The organism is Paenibacillus ginsengihumi DSM 21568 (assembly GCF_000380965.1).
In the GTDB taxonomy this organism is placed as follows: Bacteria; Bacillota; Bacilli; order Paenibacillales; family NBRC-103111; genus Paenibacillus_G; species Paenibacillus_G ginsengihumi.
This window is the reverse complement of the sequence record NZ_KB905549.1, coordinates 198,381-213,352: the sequence shown is the minus strand read 5'-3', so window position 1 is coordinate 213,352 and position 14,972 is coordinate 198,381. Positions and strand designations below refer to the sequence as shown.

Sequence of the window (14,972 nt, the reverse complement as noted above, 5' to 3'; positions counted from 1 at the left end):
TCTATTGTAACCGATGTGCCCGCTTGGATAAAATATGAAAAGCTTGCGCGCGGCTTTTCCGAGCGTCTTTTGGCCGCAATAACCGGAAAAATGATGAAATGATTATCGACAAAACCGGCAGCCTAAGGCATCATTAGAAATTATGAAGGCGTTAACAGGAAAGGAGAGAGCTTACCGCTTGGCTGGTCAACGCATGTTCCGCAACCCCATTTTGCCGGGATTTTATCCCGATCCGTCGATTTGCAGAGTGGGCGACGATTATTATATGGTGACCTCGACGTTCGAGTATTTTCCCGGCGTTCCGATTTTTCACAGCAAGGACCTTGTTCACTGGCGCCAGCTCGGCCACGTGCTGGACCGCCCGTCGCAGCTCAATCTCGACGGCATCCCGTGCTCCAAGGGCATCTACGCTCCGACGCTGAGATATCACGACGGCGTGTTCTATATGATTACAACGATGGTTGAAAGCGCTACAAGCGAGCGCAAAAACTTTTTCGTCACCGCGACCGATCCGGCGGGACCGTGGTCGGACCCTTATTGGCTGAAGGATGCGCCGGGCATCGATCCTTCGCTGTTTTTCGACGACGACGGCAAGGCGTATTATACGGGGAACCGTAAGCCTCCGTCCGGGCAGCAGTACCCGAAGCATATGGAAATATGGCTGCAGGAGCTGGATCTTGAGACCAAGCAGCTCGTCGGGCCCAAATACAGCCTGTGGGACGGCGCGCTGAAGCAGGCTCATGCCCAGGAAGGGCCGCACCTGTACAAGGTGAACGGCTGGTATTATTTGCTGATCGCCGAAGGCGGCACAGGCTTTACTCATGCGGTGACGGTGGCGCGCAGTCAAAGCATAACAGGGCCTTACGAGCCGTGCAAAATGAACCCGATTCTCACACATCGGCACCTCGGCCAAAATTACGGCATCGTCAATGTGGGGCACGCCGACATCGTGGAGACGCAGAACGGCGAATGGTGGATGGTCTGCCTGGCGTCGCGCCCGTACGGGGGGCCTTACCGGAACATGGGCCGCGAAACCTTCCTTGTGCCGATGGCGTGGGAGAACGGCTGGCCGGTCGTGAATCCGGGCAAAGGGATCGTCGAATGGGAGTCGGCGCGGCCGAATTTGCCGGAGCATCGCTGGCCGACTTTGCCGGCTTGCGATAACTTCGACGCGCCGGAGCTTGATCTGCGCTGGAATTTTATTCGCACGCCGCGCGGCGATTTCTGGAGCTTGTCCGAGCGGCCGGGGTACTTGCGGCTCAGGCTGAAGCCGGAGACGACGACGGGAACGGACAATCCGAGCTTCGTCGGGCGGCGCCAGCAGCATATGTCGTTCTCCGTGCGCACGGCGCTGGAATTTGCTCCCCGCAGCGACAATGAAGCGGCCGGCATGATTTTGCTGCAGAGCAGCGATTTTCAGTACCGGCTCGAGTGCGGGATGAGCGGAGACGCGGCGGAAATTCGTCTAGTTATGCGCGAGCAGGGGGAGGAGCGGGTGCTTGCCTCCAGGCCGCTGCCGTCGGCATCTGGCCTAGCGCCGGCCAGGCTGTATTTGAAGGCGGAGGCGATCGGCCAGTCGTATCATTTCTACTACGCGACTGCCGCGGAAGCTTGGGAGATGCTGCACGAGGATGCCGACGGCACGATTCTGAGCACGGACAAGGCCGGCGGCTTCGTCGGAGCTTATGTCGGCCTCTTTGCCAGCGCGAACGGCCGGACGAGCTCGAACTATGCGGATTTTGACTGGTTCGAGTATTTGCCTGTCGAAGATTAGGACTTGCCCCGGGTTTATCGGGAAATTAGTCATAACGATATAAGAAACGGAGATGACAGCATGACCATCGAGAAGCAGGCTTGGGTGGCGGATCAGGGAGACGGCACGTTCCGCAACCCGATTTTATATGCGGATTACAGCGATCCGGACGTTATCCGGGTCGGCGACGATTTCTATATGACCGCTTCCAGCTTCGCGCATACGCCGGGACTGCCGATTCTGCATTCCAAAGATCTGGTGAACTGGACGATTATTAATCATGCGCTTCCGCGGCTTAATCTCCCCGGCTACGATACGGTGCAGCACGGCAAAGGCGTCTGGGCGCCGAGCATTCGCTATCACGCCGGCAAGTTCTGGATTTTCTTCGGCGCGCCCGACGAGGGGATTTACATGACGACGGCGGAGGACCCGGCGGGAGAGTGGAGTCCGCTTCATCTGGTGCACGAAGCGAAAGGCTGGATCGACCCGTGCCCGTTCTGGGACGAGGATGGCAATGCATACCTGGTGCACGCCTTCGCCCGCAGCCGCTGCGGAATCAAGCATAAGCTGCGCCTGTGCCGCATGGCGCCGGACGGCACGAGGCTGCTGGACGAGGGCAAGATCGTGTTCGACGGCACGGAATCGCACCCGACGATGGAAGGGCCGAAGATGTACAAGCGCGAAGGATATTATTACATTTTCGCGCCGGCCGGGGGCGTGGCCACCGGCTGGCAGACGATTTTGCGCTCGCGCAGCGTGGATGGCCCGTATGAGGACAAAATCGTTCTGCACCAAGGGAATACTCCGGTGAACGGACCGCACCAGGGCGGCTGGGTCGAGCTGGAGTCGGGCGAGTCGTGGTTCGTTCATTTTCAGGACAAAGGCGCGTACGGGCGCATCGTCCATCTGCAGCCGGTGCGCTGGGAGGACGGCTGGCCGCTGATGGGCGACAATCTGAATGCCGACGGCGTCGGCGAGCCCGTATTGCATTATCGGAAGCCGAACGTCGGCCGGACATATCCCATCCAGGTGCCGGCGACCTCTGACGATTTCGACGGCGATCGTCTCGGGTTGCAGTGGCAATGGCAGGCGAATTGGCGGGAGGACTGGTATGCGCTTGGCGCGCGCGACAGCCATATTCGCCTGTATGCGAAGCCGCTGCCGGAAGGCGCGACGTCGATATACGACGCGCCTCATCTATTAATGCAGAAATTCCCCGCGCCGGCCTTCACGGCGACGGCCAAGCTGACGCTGGCGGCAGCGGCAGCCGGCGACGAGGCGGGACTGGTCGTGTTCGGCTACCGGTACGGGACTTTGTCGCTGAAGCGCGACGGCAGCGGCGGCTTCGAGCTGATTCAGCGCGACGGGCAGCGGCAGGAAGAGCGCATCGTATGGCGGTCGGCGGTAGACGCGGACACCGTCTTCCTCAGGGTAAGCGTTAAGGACGATGCCCGCTGCTCCTTCAGCTACAGCCTGGACGGTCAGCGCTTCGTCCCGGCCGGCCCGGCGTTTACCGCCTCCGAGGGGCACTGGGTCGGGGCCAAGACCGGGATCTTCGCGCTGAGCGAGGCTCACGACAGCGCGGGCTATGCCGACGTCGACCGGTTCGACGTCGGGCCGCTGGGGTAAGCGCCGACGCCGGACTCGGGCTGCTGGCGTAAGCGCCGGCGAAGATCGGCCTCGGTTCGCGTCAAGCGTGCCGTCGGTATGCGGCGGAATGGAACGGATTGCGTTATTTTGCGCGATCCGTTCTTTTTTTGACAGCATTTTCGGGGATGGGGAGAACGGAAGAAGGGCCTCAAGCAGCTGGTCTGCGAAGGAGACCGGGCGAACCTTGAGCTAACGCTAGCCGCAAAGCTTATTTCACTCAAAACCATCGATTTGAAATTGCAACGCTAGCGAGCAGCCTTATTCGGCATGTTTGGCTGCCAGAATGAGCGTTTTCGAGCAAATAGCCTAACAGCCTGCGTTACATTTTAAAAAGGCTGTTTTTCTGCAAAATAGACGCCTATGACGAACCATTCCATCGTCATCGGTCGTCACCTGCGGTATTGGAATTTTAGCTGGTGGATTACCGCAAAATTTTCAAGAGGGCGTTTGTCACTGACGTTAGAGTGGTCATATGGTGATTCATGGCCGCATGCAGCCTTCGGTTTATGATTTCGAGCCATCCCTTGCGCCGCATTACCCGGGATATCTGTCGTGGTTGGTTGAGCCGAATGATGACGCGGCCCATTTTCCATCCGGTTTGAAAAAAGGTATAGCCAATCGCAATATTTTGTTATATAATACGGGATATAATAAATCGTTGTTATATAACAATTCTGTATCTGCTGCTTTTTATGCTCCGCTTGCTTCGACGATTTTCGTTCTCTGCTGGACCGAAGCGCTTCCTGATGATCGACGCACTCCCTTTTTTCGTTCTTTCTTCACCTTATGCCGTCAAACCTTATAACGAACGATCGCCATCCAAAGATCAAGGTAGCGATTCATCGTTATGCTCGATCCCGGTGCAGCGACAATTTACTTATGAAAGGGGTTACATTTTCATGCTGATGAATTCGACCGATTTGATGAACAGCCTTCCGCAGCGGAGCTGTTCGGTGTGCGGGGCTGTGTTGGAGGAAATGGCAGACTGCTACGAATCGACCTGTATCTCGTGCAAAGGCGTTACTTTCTACCCGATTTATCCGGCGGCAGAGAAGACCATAGGGGACGAGCAGCGCCGGCACGTCTGAAGAACCTGGTCAACCTTATGGCCGCCTGCATAGGCGGGAAGCGGGGAACAGGCCCATGCCCGCGCCAGGCTCGGGACGATCGACGGGCAGTGTCATTCGGCTCAATTGGCGAGCCGAACTGCTGACGGGAGCCGGCGCGCGAGCGGAGGGGCCGACCCGTAAGAGGCGCGCCGCTCGACCGTTTGGACGGCCGGGCGGCCGGTTCGATTCGGCTTGACGGATTGGGCTTCGCCGAGGGGACATATATCCAAGAGCTGCCCTGCTGCCGCGAATATGCTGGGGTATGCGCATATAAGCCGGCAAGGAGGGATCGAGCCATGCGATCGGTTTCCAACAAATGGGCCAAGACGGCCGTATTGCAAAAAAAGCAGGATGTGGCGCTTCACTTGCCCCCTATGCGTCCGTACGGATTATCCGGGCTGGGGAAAATGCTTGATCTGTACGGCCGGGTAGTCGCCAAGCCCGTCAAAGGCTCAGGCGGCGGCGGAGTGCTGTTCGTCGGTCGGCGGGGACAGGGATATTATTTGAAAAATGGCCGAAAGGTGCGGCATTACCGGTCGCTTGCCGCTCTGCGGGGCGGCATCGACCGGCTGCGCCGAGGACGCAAATATTTCCTGCAAAGGTGGATTTCGCTTGCGGAAATTAGAGGGCGGCCGGTTGACTATCGGGTCAAGCTGGTCAAGGAAGGGAGCGCCTGGCGGCTGAAGGCGCTGGTCGGCCGGATGGCCTCTCCGGGGCTATCGGTTACCAACCTGGCCCAAGGGGGAGTTCAGCTGAGGGGGGCGGATGCCATCCGCCGCTCGCTGCCCTCGATCCGCGCAGTGACCAAGAAAAGAGAGATGACAAGATTGGCTTATACGTGCACGCGGCTGATGGAGGAGGCGTTCCCCGGCATCGGGGCGCTCGGATACGATTTTGGCCTGGATCGTTCCGGACGCATCTGGATTCTTGAGGTCAATACCCGGCCGAGGTAGCCTTGCGAAGCCCGCTCGCCCAGCGCGCTATTCCTGGCGCGGCGGGTTTCGCTGTATGGCGGAAGCGGGCCGCTTGCGCGCGAGCGGTTTCATCCGGCGAGTAACGGGGCATGGAGCGAAAAATCATTGACAGCTCCGCCTTCCCGGCATATAATGCTATAACAACAGCATAATACGGTGTTGGTTTGAGTAGAAGAGTAACCTTTATCCGTAAACCGCTCCCTTCGACGAGAAGGGTATGTTTACATGGGATAAAGGTTTTTTATTTAGATCGAGAAAAGCTGCGGCAAGAGGAGGATTTCGGGCGACATCGGCGAAGAGGCATCGAGCGAAAGCTTTTCTTACTATTCTTCCGCTCAGCTCGCCGCCATCATCCCGACAAGCGAAGCGAGGCGTGGCAACGATGAAAGGATTTATTTTTGATCTGGACGGTACGGTTTATTTGGGGGACCGCATGATCGACGGCGCCGCCGAGGCGATTGCCGCCTTGCGGCGAAGAGGGGACAAGGTCGTCTTTCTGTCCAATAGCTCGATCGCGGCGCGAGCATCGTATGCCCGGAAGCTGACCCGCATGGGCATACCGACCGATGCCTGCGATGTGCTGAACTCGTCGCTGATTACCGCGCGCTATTTGCAGAAGCATCTCCCTGCCGGATCAAGCGTATACGTAATAGGAGAGCAGCCGCTCCGCGATGAACTGGCCCAGCACGGCATTCCGCTGACCGATGAGCCGGAGCGGGCCGACTTAGCCGTCCTGTCGTGGGACCGGCAGTTCACTTATGACAAGCTGAACGCTCTGTATCAGGCAGCCGTTCGGGGGGCGCAGATTGTCGCCACCAACCCCGATTTCACCTGTCCGCTGGAGCGGGGACAGCTGCCGGATACCGGCACGTTCATCGCCGCACTCGAAGCGGCGACCGGCCGGGAGATCGACCTTATCGTCGGCAAGCCGTCGCTCATTTCGGCTCAAGCGGCTATGGAGCATCTCGGCCTGGACAGCGCCAGCTGCTATATGATCGGAGATCGGCTGGAGACCGATATCAAGATGGGAAACGACGCAGGCATGTCTTCCGTCCTCGTATTGACCGGAGTCAGCACCAGGGAGATGGCAGAGACGGCGCCTTACCGTCCGCGCTACATTTTGCCGAGCATCAAGGACATCGTACACTTGTAACCAAAGGGGGGACAGCCTATGTATCCGATCGTTGATCTGGTCGACCATCAGACGATTGCGGCCGTACAGAAGGAGGAAGATGTGCAGCTGGCGATCGAAAGCCGGGTCAATGTCATTTTTTTGCTGACCGGATCGATATTCAATATTAAGGAATTGGCCGAGCGGGTGAAGCAGGCGGGCAAAGAAGTATTCCTGCACATGGAATTCATCGAAGGCATCGCGGCAGACCGCAGCGGCGTCGCTTACGTCGCCAGACATGTTCGCCCGACAGGGATCATCTCCACGAAGAGCAATTTGATCAAGGCGGGCAAGGAAGAGGGGCTGATGACGATTCAGCGCATTTTTCTGATCGACCGCAGCGCCGTGCAGCGGGGCATCAAGGCGGTGGAGCAGAGCCAGCCCGACGCGATCGAGGTGATGCCTGGACTGATGCCGCGCATCATTCGCGAGATGACGGCGATGACGCCGCTGCCGATCATTGCCGGAGGGCTGGTCGGCTACCAGGACGAGATCGACGAGGCGCTGAAGGCGGGTGCGCTTGCGGTATCGGCGGGAGCGTCCCACCTATGGATGTAAGCGGAAGGCAAAGCGGTATCCAACGGGAGCCGTGGCGGCGGGGAAAGGGGCGGATAACATGGATGATATTTGGCACATTACGCATTGGGAGCTGACAGTCCGCATCCTGCTTGCCGCTTTGCTCGGCGGGCTGATTGGCTTCGAGCGGGAGTGGAGCAATCATGCGGCCGGCTTCCGCACGCATATTCTTGTCTGCATCGGTTCGGCGGCCATCATGCTGCTGTCGATATATGGATTCTCTCAATTCGCGGCAGAGTACAACGTGCGGATGGACCCGGCGCGGCTGGCCGCGCAGGTGATCAGCGGCATCGGATTTCTGGGAGCAGGCGCGATTCTGCGTACGGGCTCGACCGTCTCGGGGCTGACGACCGCCGCCTCCATCTGGGTCGTGGCGGCGATCGGGCTGTGCGTCGGCGCCGGTTTTTTCTACTGCGCGGCGCTGGCTACCGTTATGGTGCTTGTCAGCCTGTTCCTGCTGAACAAGTGGGAGAAGCATTGGATGCGCCACCGGCGGCATCAGACTGTCACCGTGCGCATCTACGACCGCCCGGGCGTGCTCGGGAGCATTGCTTCCCGCCTCGGCGAAGAAGGGATACAGATTGTCAATGTAAAAATGAGCCACGAGGAGCAGCCGCCTGTCGAATGGCCTGCCTTGCAGGGCGAAGCCGTTATGAATATTTCCTTCAAGCTGCAGGCAGGCGGGGCGGATAAGCTGCTGCGGGCGATCGACCGGATTTCGTCGTCCAGCGATATTTTGTCTGTGGAGACGCCGCTCGAAACCGGAGGTCCGCAGGCGGGGGGCGGGGGGCCCGGTCCCGGGGCCTCGGCTTCGCTGTGACCGGCGGCACGGCACCCGGGCAAAATCGGCAATGCCTCACGAGCCGAATTTTCTGGCGCCGCAGACGACGAGCGATGACGAAGGAATCGTGCGCCGCAGGCGCTTAAACGAATAATACGCTGTCCTTGAAAGGCAGCGGCGGAGGGAGAACTTACTTATGCAGAATTCATCGACGCAACCGCTCATTATCGCCCACCGGGGAGCCCGGGGAGAAGCGCCGGAAAATACGCTGGCCGCATTCCGGCTCGGACTGGCGCAGGGCTGTACCGGCATCGAGCTCGATGTGCATTTGACGAAGGACGGGGAAATCGTCGTCTGTCACGACGATACGGTGAACCGGACGACGGACGGAACGGGGGCCATTCATGACATGACCGTCTCCGAGTTGAAGAAGCTGGATGCCGGCGCCTGGTTCGGCGAAGCCTATCGCGGCGAACGCATTCCGCTGCTCTGCGAGGTGCTCGAGCTGACGCCGCCGCACGTCATGATCAATGTGGAAATCAAGGAATCGTACGGGCGCAGGCTGGAGCCGGCCCTGCTTGAGCTGCTCAGCCAATATGACAGGCTCGGCAACACGGTCGTCTCCTCGTTCGATCACAAATCGCTGCTTTATCTGAAGCTGCTCGAGCCGCGCGTCAAGATCGGCTTGCTGTACGATATCGACGCGGTGCGGCATGCCGACCTGGCCCGGTTCATGAACGTCCCGGTTTACTCGCTGCACCCGCGGTTCAAGAGGCTTAGCGCCGAAGAGACGCAGGACGCGATCCGGCAAGGGCTTCGGGTGTACCCGTTTACGATCAACGACGAGGCGCAGATGAGCCTGGCGCTGGATTACGGCGTCTCGGGCATTATCACCGATTACCCCGAGCGGCTGCGGCTGCTTATGGAGCGCAGAAGCGCTGTTGCGGAAAAGCCCGGAGTGTAAATTCGGCTTCCGTCCCCGGGAGCGCTTACGGAAACAAACGATGCTTGTCCGCGGGGAGGGAACAGCCGCTGCGGTCGGCCGGGGCCAAAGCTTGGCGGCGCAGACATGCATACTGGGGCCGCGCGGGCGGCTTACCGCGCATTTCCCTCGGAGCCCGAGCGATATTTGCTCGGGCTGACGCCGTAATACGAGGTAAACTGCTTCGTGAAATAAAACGGGCTGCGGAAGCCGACCTTCTCCGCCACCTCGGATACCGGCAGCGTCGTATGCCGCAGCAGCTGGGCGGCATGCTTCAGCCGCAGCTTGAGGAATGTCTCGAGCACCGAATCGCCGGTCTGCTCCTTGAACAGGTGCGACAGGCGGGACGGCGACAGCATCACTTGATCGGCCAGCTCCTGCAGCGTGAAGGAGCGTTCGAGATTGGCGCTGAGGAAGTCCAGGAGATCGCCGATTCTCGGGTCGAGCGGCGCGCGGCGCGTTTCGTTCTGCGCGATCAGGAGCACGATCTCCTCCATCGCGTTTAGCGACAACAGGCCGCTTAGCTCCCCGTTATCGCGGGAATAGCGGATCAGCCGCCGGAACGCCTCCAGCAGCCGGGATCGCGCCGACTGCCGTTCGAGGGACAGGAAGATCATGCCCGGCGCCCGTTCGGGCAGCCGCAATCGCTGCGACCAGCGCGGCTCAGGCACGAAATGGGCCCAGACGAACTCCCAGACGCTATCTTCCGGCGTAGCATAGTCATGGGGCGCGCCTGGACGGAGCAGCACGATGTCGCCTTCCCCGCATTCATAGACTTCCCCATGAAGCCGGTACTGTCCGCGGCCGGACAGCGTATAAGTGATCAGCCAGTCCCTCGTCCCGCGGGAACGATAAGCGGAATACCCATAGGGCTGGCGGAAGTGGCCTGATGCAAGAATGCCCGGCGGCGGCGCTTCGGTTTCTTTCGTAGCAGGATCGTTAAGGTTTTCGGCCATACGCTTCATTCCTCCTAGAACGTTTTCATTTTAAAATGAATGCATCGGAAAAAGCAATCCGATGTTTTGCGCCAAAAGGGAGGAGATTGTTATGCGCAAGCCGGAAGGCGGCGTACTGACCAAAGAGCAGCTTGATCAGTTTCATGCGGAGGGATACCTCGTTCTGAAGGGATTGTTCAAGCAGGAGGCCGATGAGCTGCGCGACCATTTCATGAAGCTGCATGCGGGAGGGCCGATTCCCGGCTGCTTCAACCCGCTGCCGCTGGAGCAAAGCGGCGGCGATATTCTTAAGGCTTACCCGCGGATGATGCACCCTCATCGGGTCGATGAGACATCCATGAAATATATGCTTCATCCGAAGGTGATGAACGTGCTGACCGATCTGTACGGCGAAGAGCCGCTCGCGGCGCAGAGCATGTTCTATTTCAAGCCGCCGGGAGCGAAGGGACAGGCGCTGCATCAGGACAACTTCTATTTGAAGGTGGAGCCGGGCACCTGCATCGCTGCCTGGACGGCGGTCGATGCGGCAGACGAGGAGAACGGCGGGCTGTTCGTCGTTCCTGAATCGAACCGGCTGGCGGTCGAATGCCCGCAAACGGCCGACCCGAACGAATCGTTCACCAAAGAATACGTCCCGGTTCCCGCAGGCTACCGTGCCGTTCCGGTCCGGATGGCGGCGGGGGATGTGCTGTTTTTTAACGGCAGCGTCATTCACGGCTCTTATCCGAACAAATCGGAGCACCGATTTCGCCGCGCCTTTATTTGCCACTATGCGAACGCCTCGACCGTCAAAATCGCCACGCACTACAAGCCGCTGTACCGCTGGGACGGGACGGAGGCGGACGGCATCCGGTTCGACAACAGCGGTGGGCCGTGCGGTACGGAGCATGTCGTCGCCGGGCCGCATTGAACAGGCAAGGGCATGCCGGCTTATAGATCATCCGCATCTTTCGTATGTGCGAAGGAGGTCTTTCGTTAAGAAAGGCCTCCTTTAAAAATTTTCAGTCGCTACAGTAATATTCATGTCTAGCCAAGGAAACCCTATCACCTGAATATGCATGCTCCTTAAGGCAACGGAGGTTTCCTATGCTGAGATGGTTGAGATGGAGGTCGGCGCAGAAGGTCAAGCGGCGAGCGGCTAACGTCCGGGCTGCGGCGCAAGCTGCCGATGCCGGCGCACCGGATTTCGTTCCCGCATTGTTCCTCAGCGTCAAGGCGAATTTGCAAAATATCAAGCATGCGGTAGGCCAAGCCGAAGATCTGGTCGTTCGGGAAATTACGCTGGGTCAGACCGGGATTCGCTGCGGCATCGCCTGCATCGACGGATTGATCGATAAAAAAATGATCAACGACCAGGTATTGAGAAATATTCAGCTATATGCCACGATCGCCGGCAAACCGCATCCGGCCAACGGTGAAGAAGCGGTGTCGCTGTTGGAAGCGGAGCTGCTGTCGACTTACCAGGTAACCCGGGCATCGACGCTCGACGACGTGATGCTGTCGGTGCTGTCGGGCGATACGGCGCTGTTCGTCGACGGCAGCAATGTGGCGCTGATCATCGACAGCAAAGGTTGGGAAAGCCGGGGAATCGAAGAGCCGCAGACGGAGTCGCTTATTCGCGGACCCAAGGAAGGATTTACGGAAAACATCCGGACGAACATGGCGCTTATCAGGCGGCGGATCCGCGACGTCAACCTTCGCTTCAAAACCTACAAGATCGGACGGCGCGCCAAAAAAGACGTGACGCTGTGCTATATCGACGGGATCGTTCACCCTCAGCTGTTGGCTGAGATCGAACGGCGGGTGCTTTCCATCGACATGGACGATGCGGAAGGATCGGGCTATATCGAACAGTGGATTGCGGACAGCTTCCTGACGCCGTTCCCGCTCATTATCAACACGGAAAGACCGGATAAGGTCTCCGCGGCATTGCTGCAGGGAAAGGCCGCGCTCTTGGTCGACGGAACGCCTTTTCAGCTGATTATGCCGATGACGTTCGCGTCCATGCTGCGGTCCCCGGAAGATTATTACGAGCACTGGCTGATCGCATCGCTCATCCGCGTGCTGCGGCTGATTGCGGCGTTTGCGTCGACGTTTATGCCTGCGCTCTACATCGCTCTGGTGGAATTTCATCACGGCATGATTCCTTCGAAGCTCGCATTTTCCATTGCCGGCACCCGGGAGGGCGTGCCGTTCCCGGCTGTCGTCGAGGCCTTCATTATGGAAGGGACGCTCGAGCTCTTGCGGGAGGCGGGGCTTCGCCTGCCCAAGCCGATCGGTCAGACGATCGGCATCGTCGGTGGCCTCGTTATCGGCGAGGCAGCGGTGTCGGCCGGCATCGTCAGTCCCATTATGGTGATCATTGTCGCGGTTACGGCGATATCGTCCTTTACTTTGCCGTCGTATGCGTTCTCCATCTCGCTGCGGATGCTCCGCTTTGCGGTTATGCTGGCTGCGGCCGTCTTCGGCCTGTACGGCATCATACTGGCATATATCATGATCAACATTCATCTGGTGAATTTGACAAGCTTCGGCGTTCCGTATTCCGCGCCGTTTGCCCCTTTCTTCGCCAGAGACTGGAAAGATCTGATTGTTCGGATGCCTCCGATGGAGCTCGACAAGCGCCCGCAAGTGAATCAACCGGCCGATCCGGACCGGTTGAACAAATAGCATAGTGCCGCCGGAGGTGTTGAGCTGTTGAAATCGTTCGAGTACGGAGATATGGAAATAGGCAGCAAAGAAATGGCCGTAGCGATCGCTTCCAAAGTCATCGGCGTCGGCATCCTGTCGCTGCCGCGAACGGTAGGGGAAGCGACGCAATCGTCGGACGGCTGGATTTCCATTCTTCTGTCAGGGCTGATCGCTCTCGGCGCGGCGTGGCTGTTGGCTCTCCTCCCTGCACGCTTTCCGAGGCTGTCTTATTACGAATATGCGGCTCTGCTCGTTTCCAAGCCGGTGGCTCAATTGTTCACCTGGTTATTTATCTTCTATTGCCTGGGGTTTGTCGCTTACGAAATCAGGGCGATCGCGGACATTTCCAAGCAGTATATTTTCAACCAGACGCCTGTTGAAGTGATCGCCCTGATGTTTTTGCTGATCATCCAGTATGCCGTTAGCGGGAAGAGAATAGGGATCATTCGCTTGAATATGCTGTTTTTTCCGCTTTCCATGGTCGTTACGGTCCTGGCGATCGTTTTGAACTTCGACAATTTCGAATTGAACAATTTAAAGCCGATGTTTGTTACGGATTGGCGCGGAATTGGCAAGGGGATGTTTGAAACGATCTTCTCGCTGCTGGGCTTTGATACCGTTCTGATCTACGCGGCCCTCATGCAGCGGCCAGAACAAGCGTCCAAGGCGGTGGTTGCCGGCATGATTTTCCCCGTTGTCTTGTATCCGCTTATTTATCTCTACTGCATTGCGGTTTTTTCCCACGAAGGCGTAACGCAAATCATATATCCGACCATCGAATTGGCCAAAGAGATTACGATTCCGGGCCAGTTCTTCGAACGATTCGAGTCGCTGTTCTTCATCATCTGGAATATGGCGATCTTCAATACCGGATGCTTGGCGATGGACGGAGCCGCCAGTTTTCTTCAATCGATGTATCGAGGCGTCCGGAAAATAACGTGGTTGTGTATCCTCGGCCCCCTTATCTACCTTGTTGCCATGCTGGGACAAAACATTGTCGAAAATGCCTTCATGGGAACGATCAACGCGCTGATGGGGATCGCAGGAGCTATTTTAATCCCTCTATTGCTGCTGGTTATCGCATCGCTTCGCGGGGTGAGAACGAATGAAACGAATCATTAACTGCCGCTTCATGCGGCTTTTGCTCGGCTCGCTGCTCGTGCTGACCTTGTCAGGCTGCTGGGATCGGGTGGAGATCGACGAGCGGGGGTTCGTTGTCGGAGTTGCCATCGACTTATCCAAGGCTGACCGCTCGAAGGAGGTGCGGGAAGCTCCCGACAAACCGAGAGGCAAGAATCTTTATTCGGTAACCTATCAATTCGTCGTGCCGTCAGCTCTCAGCAGCAGGGGAGACCAGGCCGCCGGCTCGCAAGACCGCGGATTTCATAACTTGACCTCCCAGGGCGATGAAATGGCGCAAATCAAAAGAGAAATAGCCGTACGGGCCAGCCGTTCGCCTTATTTCGAGCATTTGAAAGTCATTGTCGTTTCCGAGGAGGTTGCCAAAAAGGGCTTTGCCGACATCCTTGATTTTTATATTCGCGATCCGGGGATGCGCCGCGAGACGAAGGTGATGATCTCCAAAGGAGAGGCCCGCAGGGTGCTGGAGCTCGTTCCGCGAACCGAGAAGGTCAATGCGATGTATATCGATTCGATTACGAAAAATCAAAAAGAAAATGCCAGAATGCTTCCGGAGACGAGGATCGGCGACATCCATGAGCATCTGCTTCGGGAAGAGAGCTATGTCGTTCAGCGGATCGTCGGTCAAGGCGACGGGGTCAAGGTGGCGGGCGCCGCTATCATGGACGGCAAAACGAATACGTTCGTCGGATTTCTGGGTGAGGAAGAGACGGAAGGGCTTAATTATTTGAATGCCAAAATCAAGGGCGGCATCGTCAACTTCAAGCTGGACGGCCGATTGTCCAACTTCGAGAATGAGCAGACTTCGCGGACGATCCGTGCGGATGTCAGCGACCCGATGCGGCCTAAATTTCACGTGCGTATCTCGGCTGAAGGAAGCCTTGCCGAAACGTTCTCCAGCCGGGATTTGACCAAATTGAAAACGATCGATGAGATAGAGGAAATCATCGCTAACGAGATTGTGCGCCTGGCTCAAGATACGATTCGTAAAATGCAGAAGGAGTTCGGCAAAGACGTCGCCGGCTTCGGCGACAAGCTGCGTCAGGATCATTATCGCGTATGGAAACAAATCGAGCCTGATTGGGAACACGGTAGGCGTTTATTCGCCGCATCGGAAATTACCGTTGAAGCCAAAGTCAAGCTGCGCCGCTACGGGACGATTAACAAAGCCAAAATGACCAGGTGACGA

General features: G+C 58.0%; 14 protein-coding genes. 13 read left to right on the top strand and 1 reads right to left on the bottom strand.

Features of this window, described 5'->3' with window-relative positions:
• Nucleotides 1-193: 193 nt before the first annotated feature.
• From F591_RS0102270 to F591_RS0102235, 9 genes are all read left to right on the top strand, one after another.
• Nucleotides 194-1,774, top strand: a complete 1,581-nt coding sequence (locus tag F591_RS0102270; protein WP_019532961.1) for a glycoside hydrolase family 43 protein — start codon at nucleotides 194-196, stop codon at nucleotides 1,772-1,774.
• 60 nt (nucleotides 1,775-1,834) lie between these two features.
• A complete protein-coding gene (locus F591_RS0102265; RefSeq protein WP_019532960.1) occupies nucleotides 1,835-3,382 on the top strand; it encodes a glycoside hydrolase family 43 protein in 1,548 nt (515 codons plus the stop codon).
• 493 nt (nucleotides 3,383-3,875) lie between these two features.
• Nucleotides 3,876-4,208, top strand: a complete 333-nt coding sequence (locus tag F591_RS31165; protein ID WP_156829420.1) for a hypothetical protein — start codon at nucleotides 3,876-3,878, stop codon at nucleotides 4,206-4,208.
• Between the two features lie 94 nt (nucleotides 4,209-4,302).
• The gene (gene yhfH, locus F591_RS0102260; protein ID WP_019532959.1) at nucleotides 4,303-4,491 is read left to right on the top strand and encodes a protein YhfH; all 189 of its coding nucleotides are present in this window, start codon (nucleotides 4,303-4,305) and stop codon (nucleotides 4,489-4,491) included.
• Nucleotides 4,492-4,808: 317 nt separating this feature from the next.
• The gene (locus F591_RS0102255) at nucleotides 4,809-5,465 is read left to right on the top strand and encodes a YheC/YheD family protein (RefSeq protein WP_019532958.1); all 657 of its coding nucleotides are present in this window, start codon (nucleotides 4,809-4,811) and stop codon (nucleotides 5,463-5,465) included.
• Between the two features lie 403 nt (nucleotides 5,466-5,868).
• Entirely contained in the window at nucleotides 5,869-6,639 is a 771-nt protein-coding gene (locus F591_RS0102250) for an HAD-IIA family hydrolase (protein ID WP_019532957.1), read from the top strand.
• Nucleotides 6,640-6,657: 18 nt separating this feature from the next.
• Nucleotides 6,658-7,215 carry a glycerol-3-phosphate responsive antiterminator gene (locus tag F591_RS0102245; RefSeq protein ID WP_019532956.1) on the top strand — a complete coding sequence of 186 codons (558 nt, stop codon included), beginning with the start codon at nucleotides 6,658-6,660 and terminating at the stop codon, nucleotides 7,213-7,215.
• 58 nt (nucleotides 7,216-7,273) lie between these two features.
• Nucleotides 7,274-8,053, top strand: a complete 780-nt coding sequence (locus tag F591_RS27205; RefSeq protein ID WP_019532955.1) for an MgtC/SapB family protein — start codon at nucleotides 7,274-7,276, stop codon at nucleotides 8,051-8,053.
• 157 nt (nucleotides 8,054-8,210) lie between these two features.
• Entirely contained in the window at nucleotides 8,211-8,978 is a 768-nt protein-coding gene (locus F591_RS0102235; RefSeq protein ID WP_019532954.1) for a glycerophosphodiester phosphodiesterase, read from the top strand.
• A 131-nt stretch (nucleotides 8,979-9,109) separates the two neighbouring features.
• Here F591_RS0102235 and F591_RS0102230 read toward each other — a convergent pair whose 3' ends face one another.
• Nucleotides 9,110-9,952 (bottom strand): helix-turn-helix domain-containing protein, encoded by an 843-nt coding sequence (locus tag F591_RS0102230; RefSeq protein WP_019532953.1) that lies wholly within the window; start codon nucleotides 9,950-9,952, stop codon nucleotides 9,110-9,112.
• Between the two features lie 91 nt (nucleotides 9,953-10,043).
• Between F591_RS0102230 and F591_RS0102225 the strand changes: the two genes are divergently transcribed.
• The 4 genes from F591_RS0102225 (at nucleotide 10,044) to F591_RS0102210 (ending at nucleotide 14,969) form a co-directional block, all read left to right on the top strand.
• Nucleotides 10,044-10,862, top strand: coding sequence for a phytanoyl-CoA dioxygenase family protein (locus F591_RS0102225; protein WP_019532952.1), 819 nt, complete (start codon nucleotides 10,044-10,046; stop codon nucleotides 10,860-10,862).
• Nucleotides 10,863-11,038: 176 nt separating this feature from the next.
• Complete coding sequence (locus F591_RS0102220) at nucleotides 11,039-12,622, top strand: spore germination protein (RefSeq protein ID WP_019532951.1); 1,584 nt, start codon at nucleotides 11,039-11,041, stop codon at nucleotides 12,620-12,622.
• A 27-nt stretch (nucleotides 12,623-12,649) separates the two neighbouring features.
• Nucleotides 12,650-13,765: a GerAB/ArcD/ProY family transporter gene (locus F591_RS0102215; protein WP_019532950.1), complete on the top strand. Its 1,116-nt coding sequence runs from the start codon at nucleotides 12,650-12,652 to the stop codon at nucleotides 13,763-13,765.
• A complete protein-coding gene (locus F591_RS0102210) occupies nucleotides 13,749-14,969 on the top strand; it encodes a Ger(x)C family spore germination protein (protein ID WP_019532949.1) in 1,221 nt (406 codons plus the stop codon). The genes F591_RS0102215 and F591_RS0102210 overlap by 17 nt, the downstream gene beginning before the upstream one ends.
• Nucleotides 14,970-14,972 lie beyond the last annotated feature (3 nt).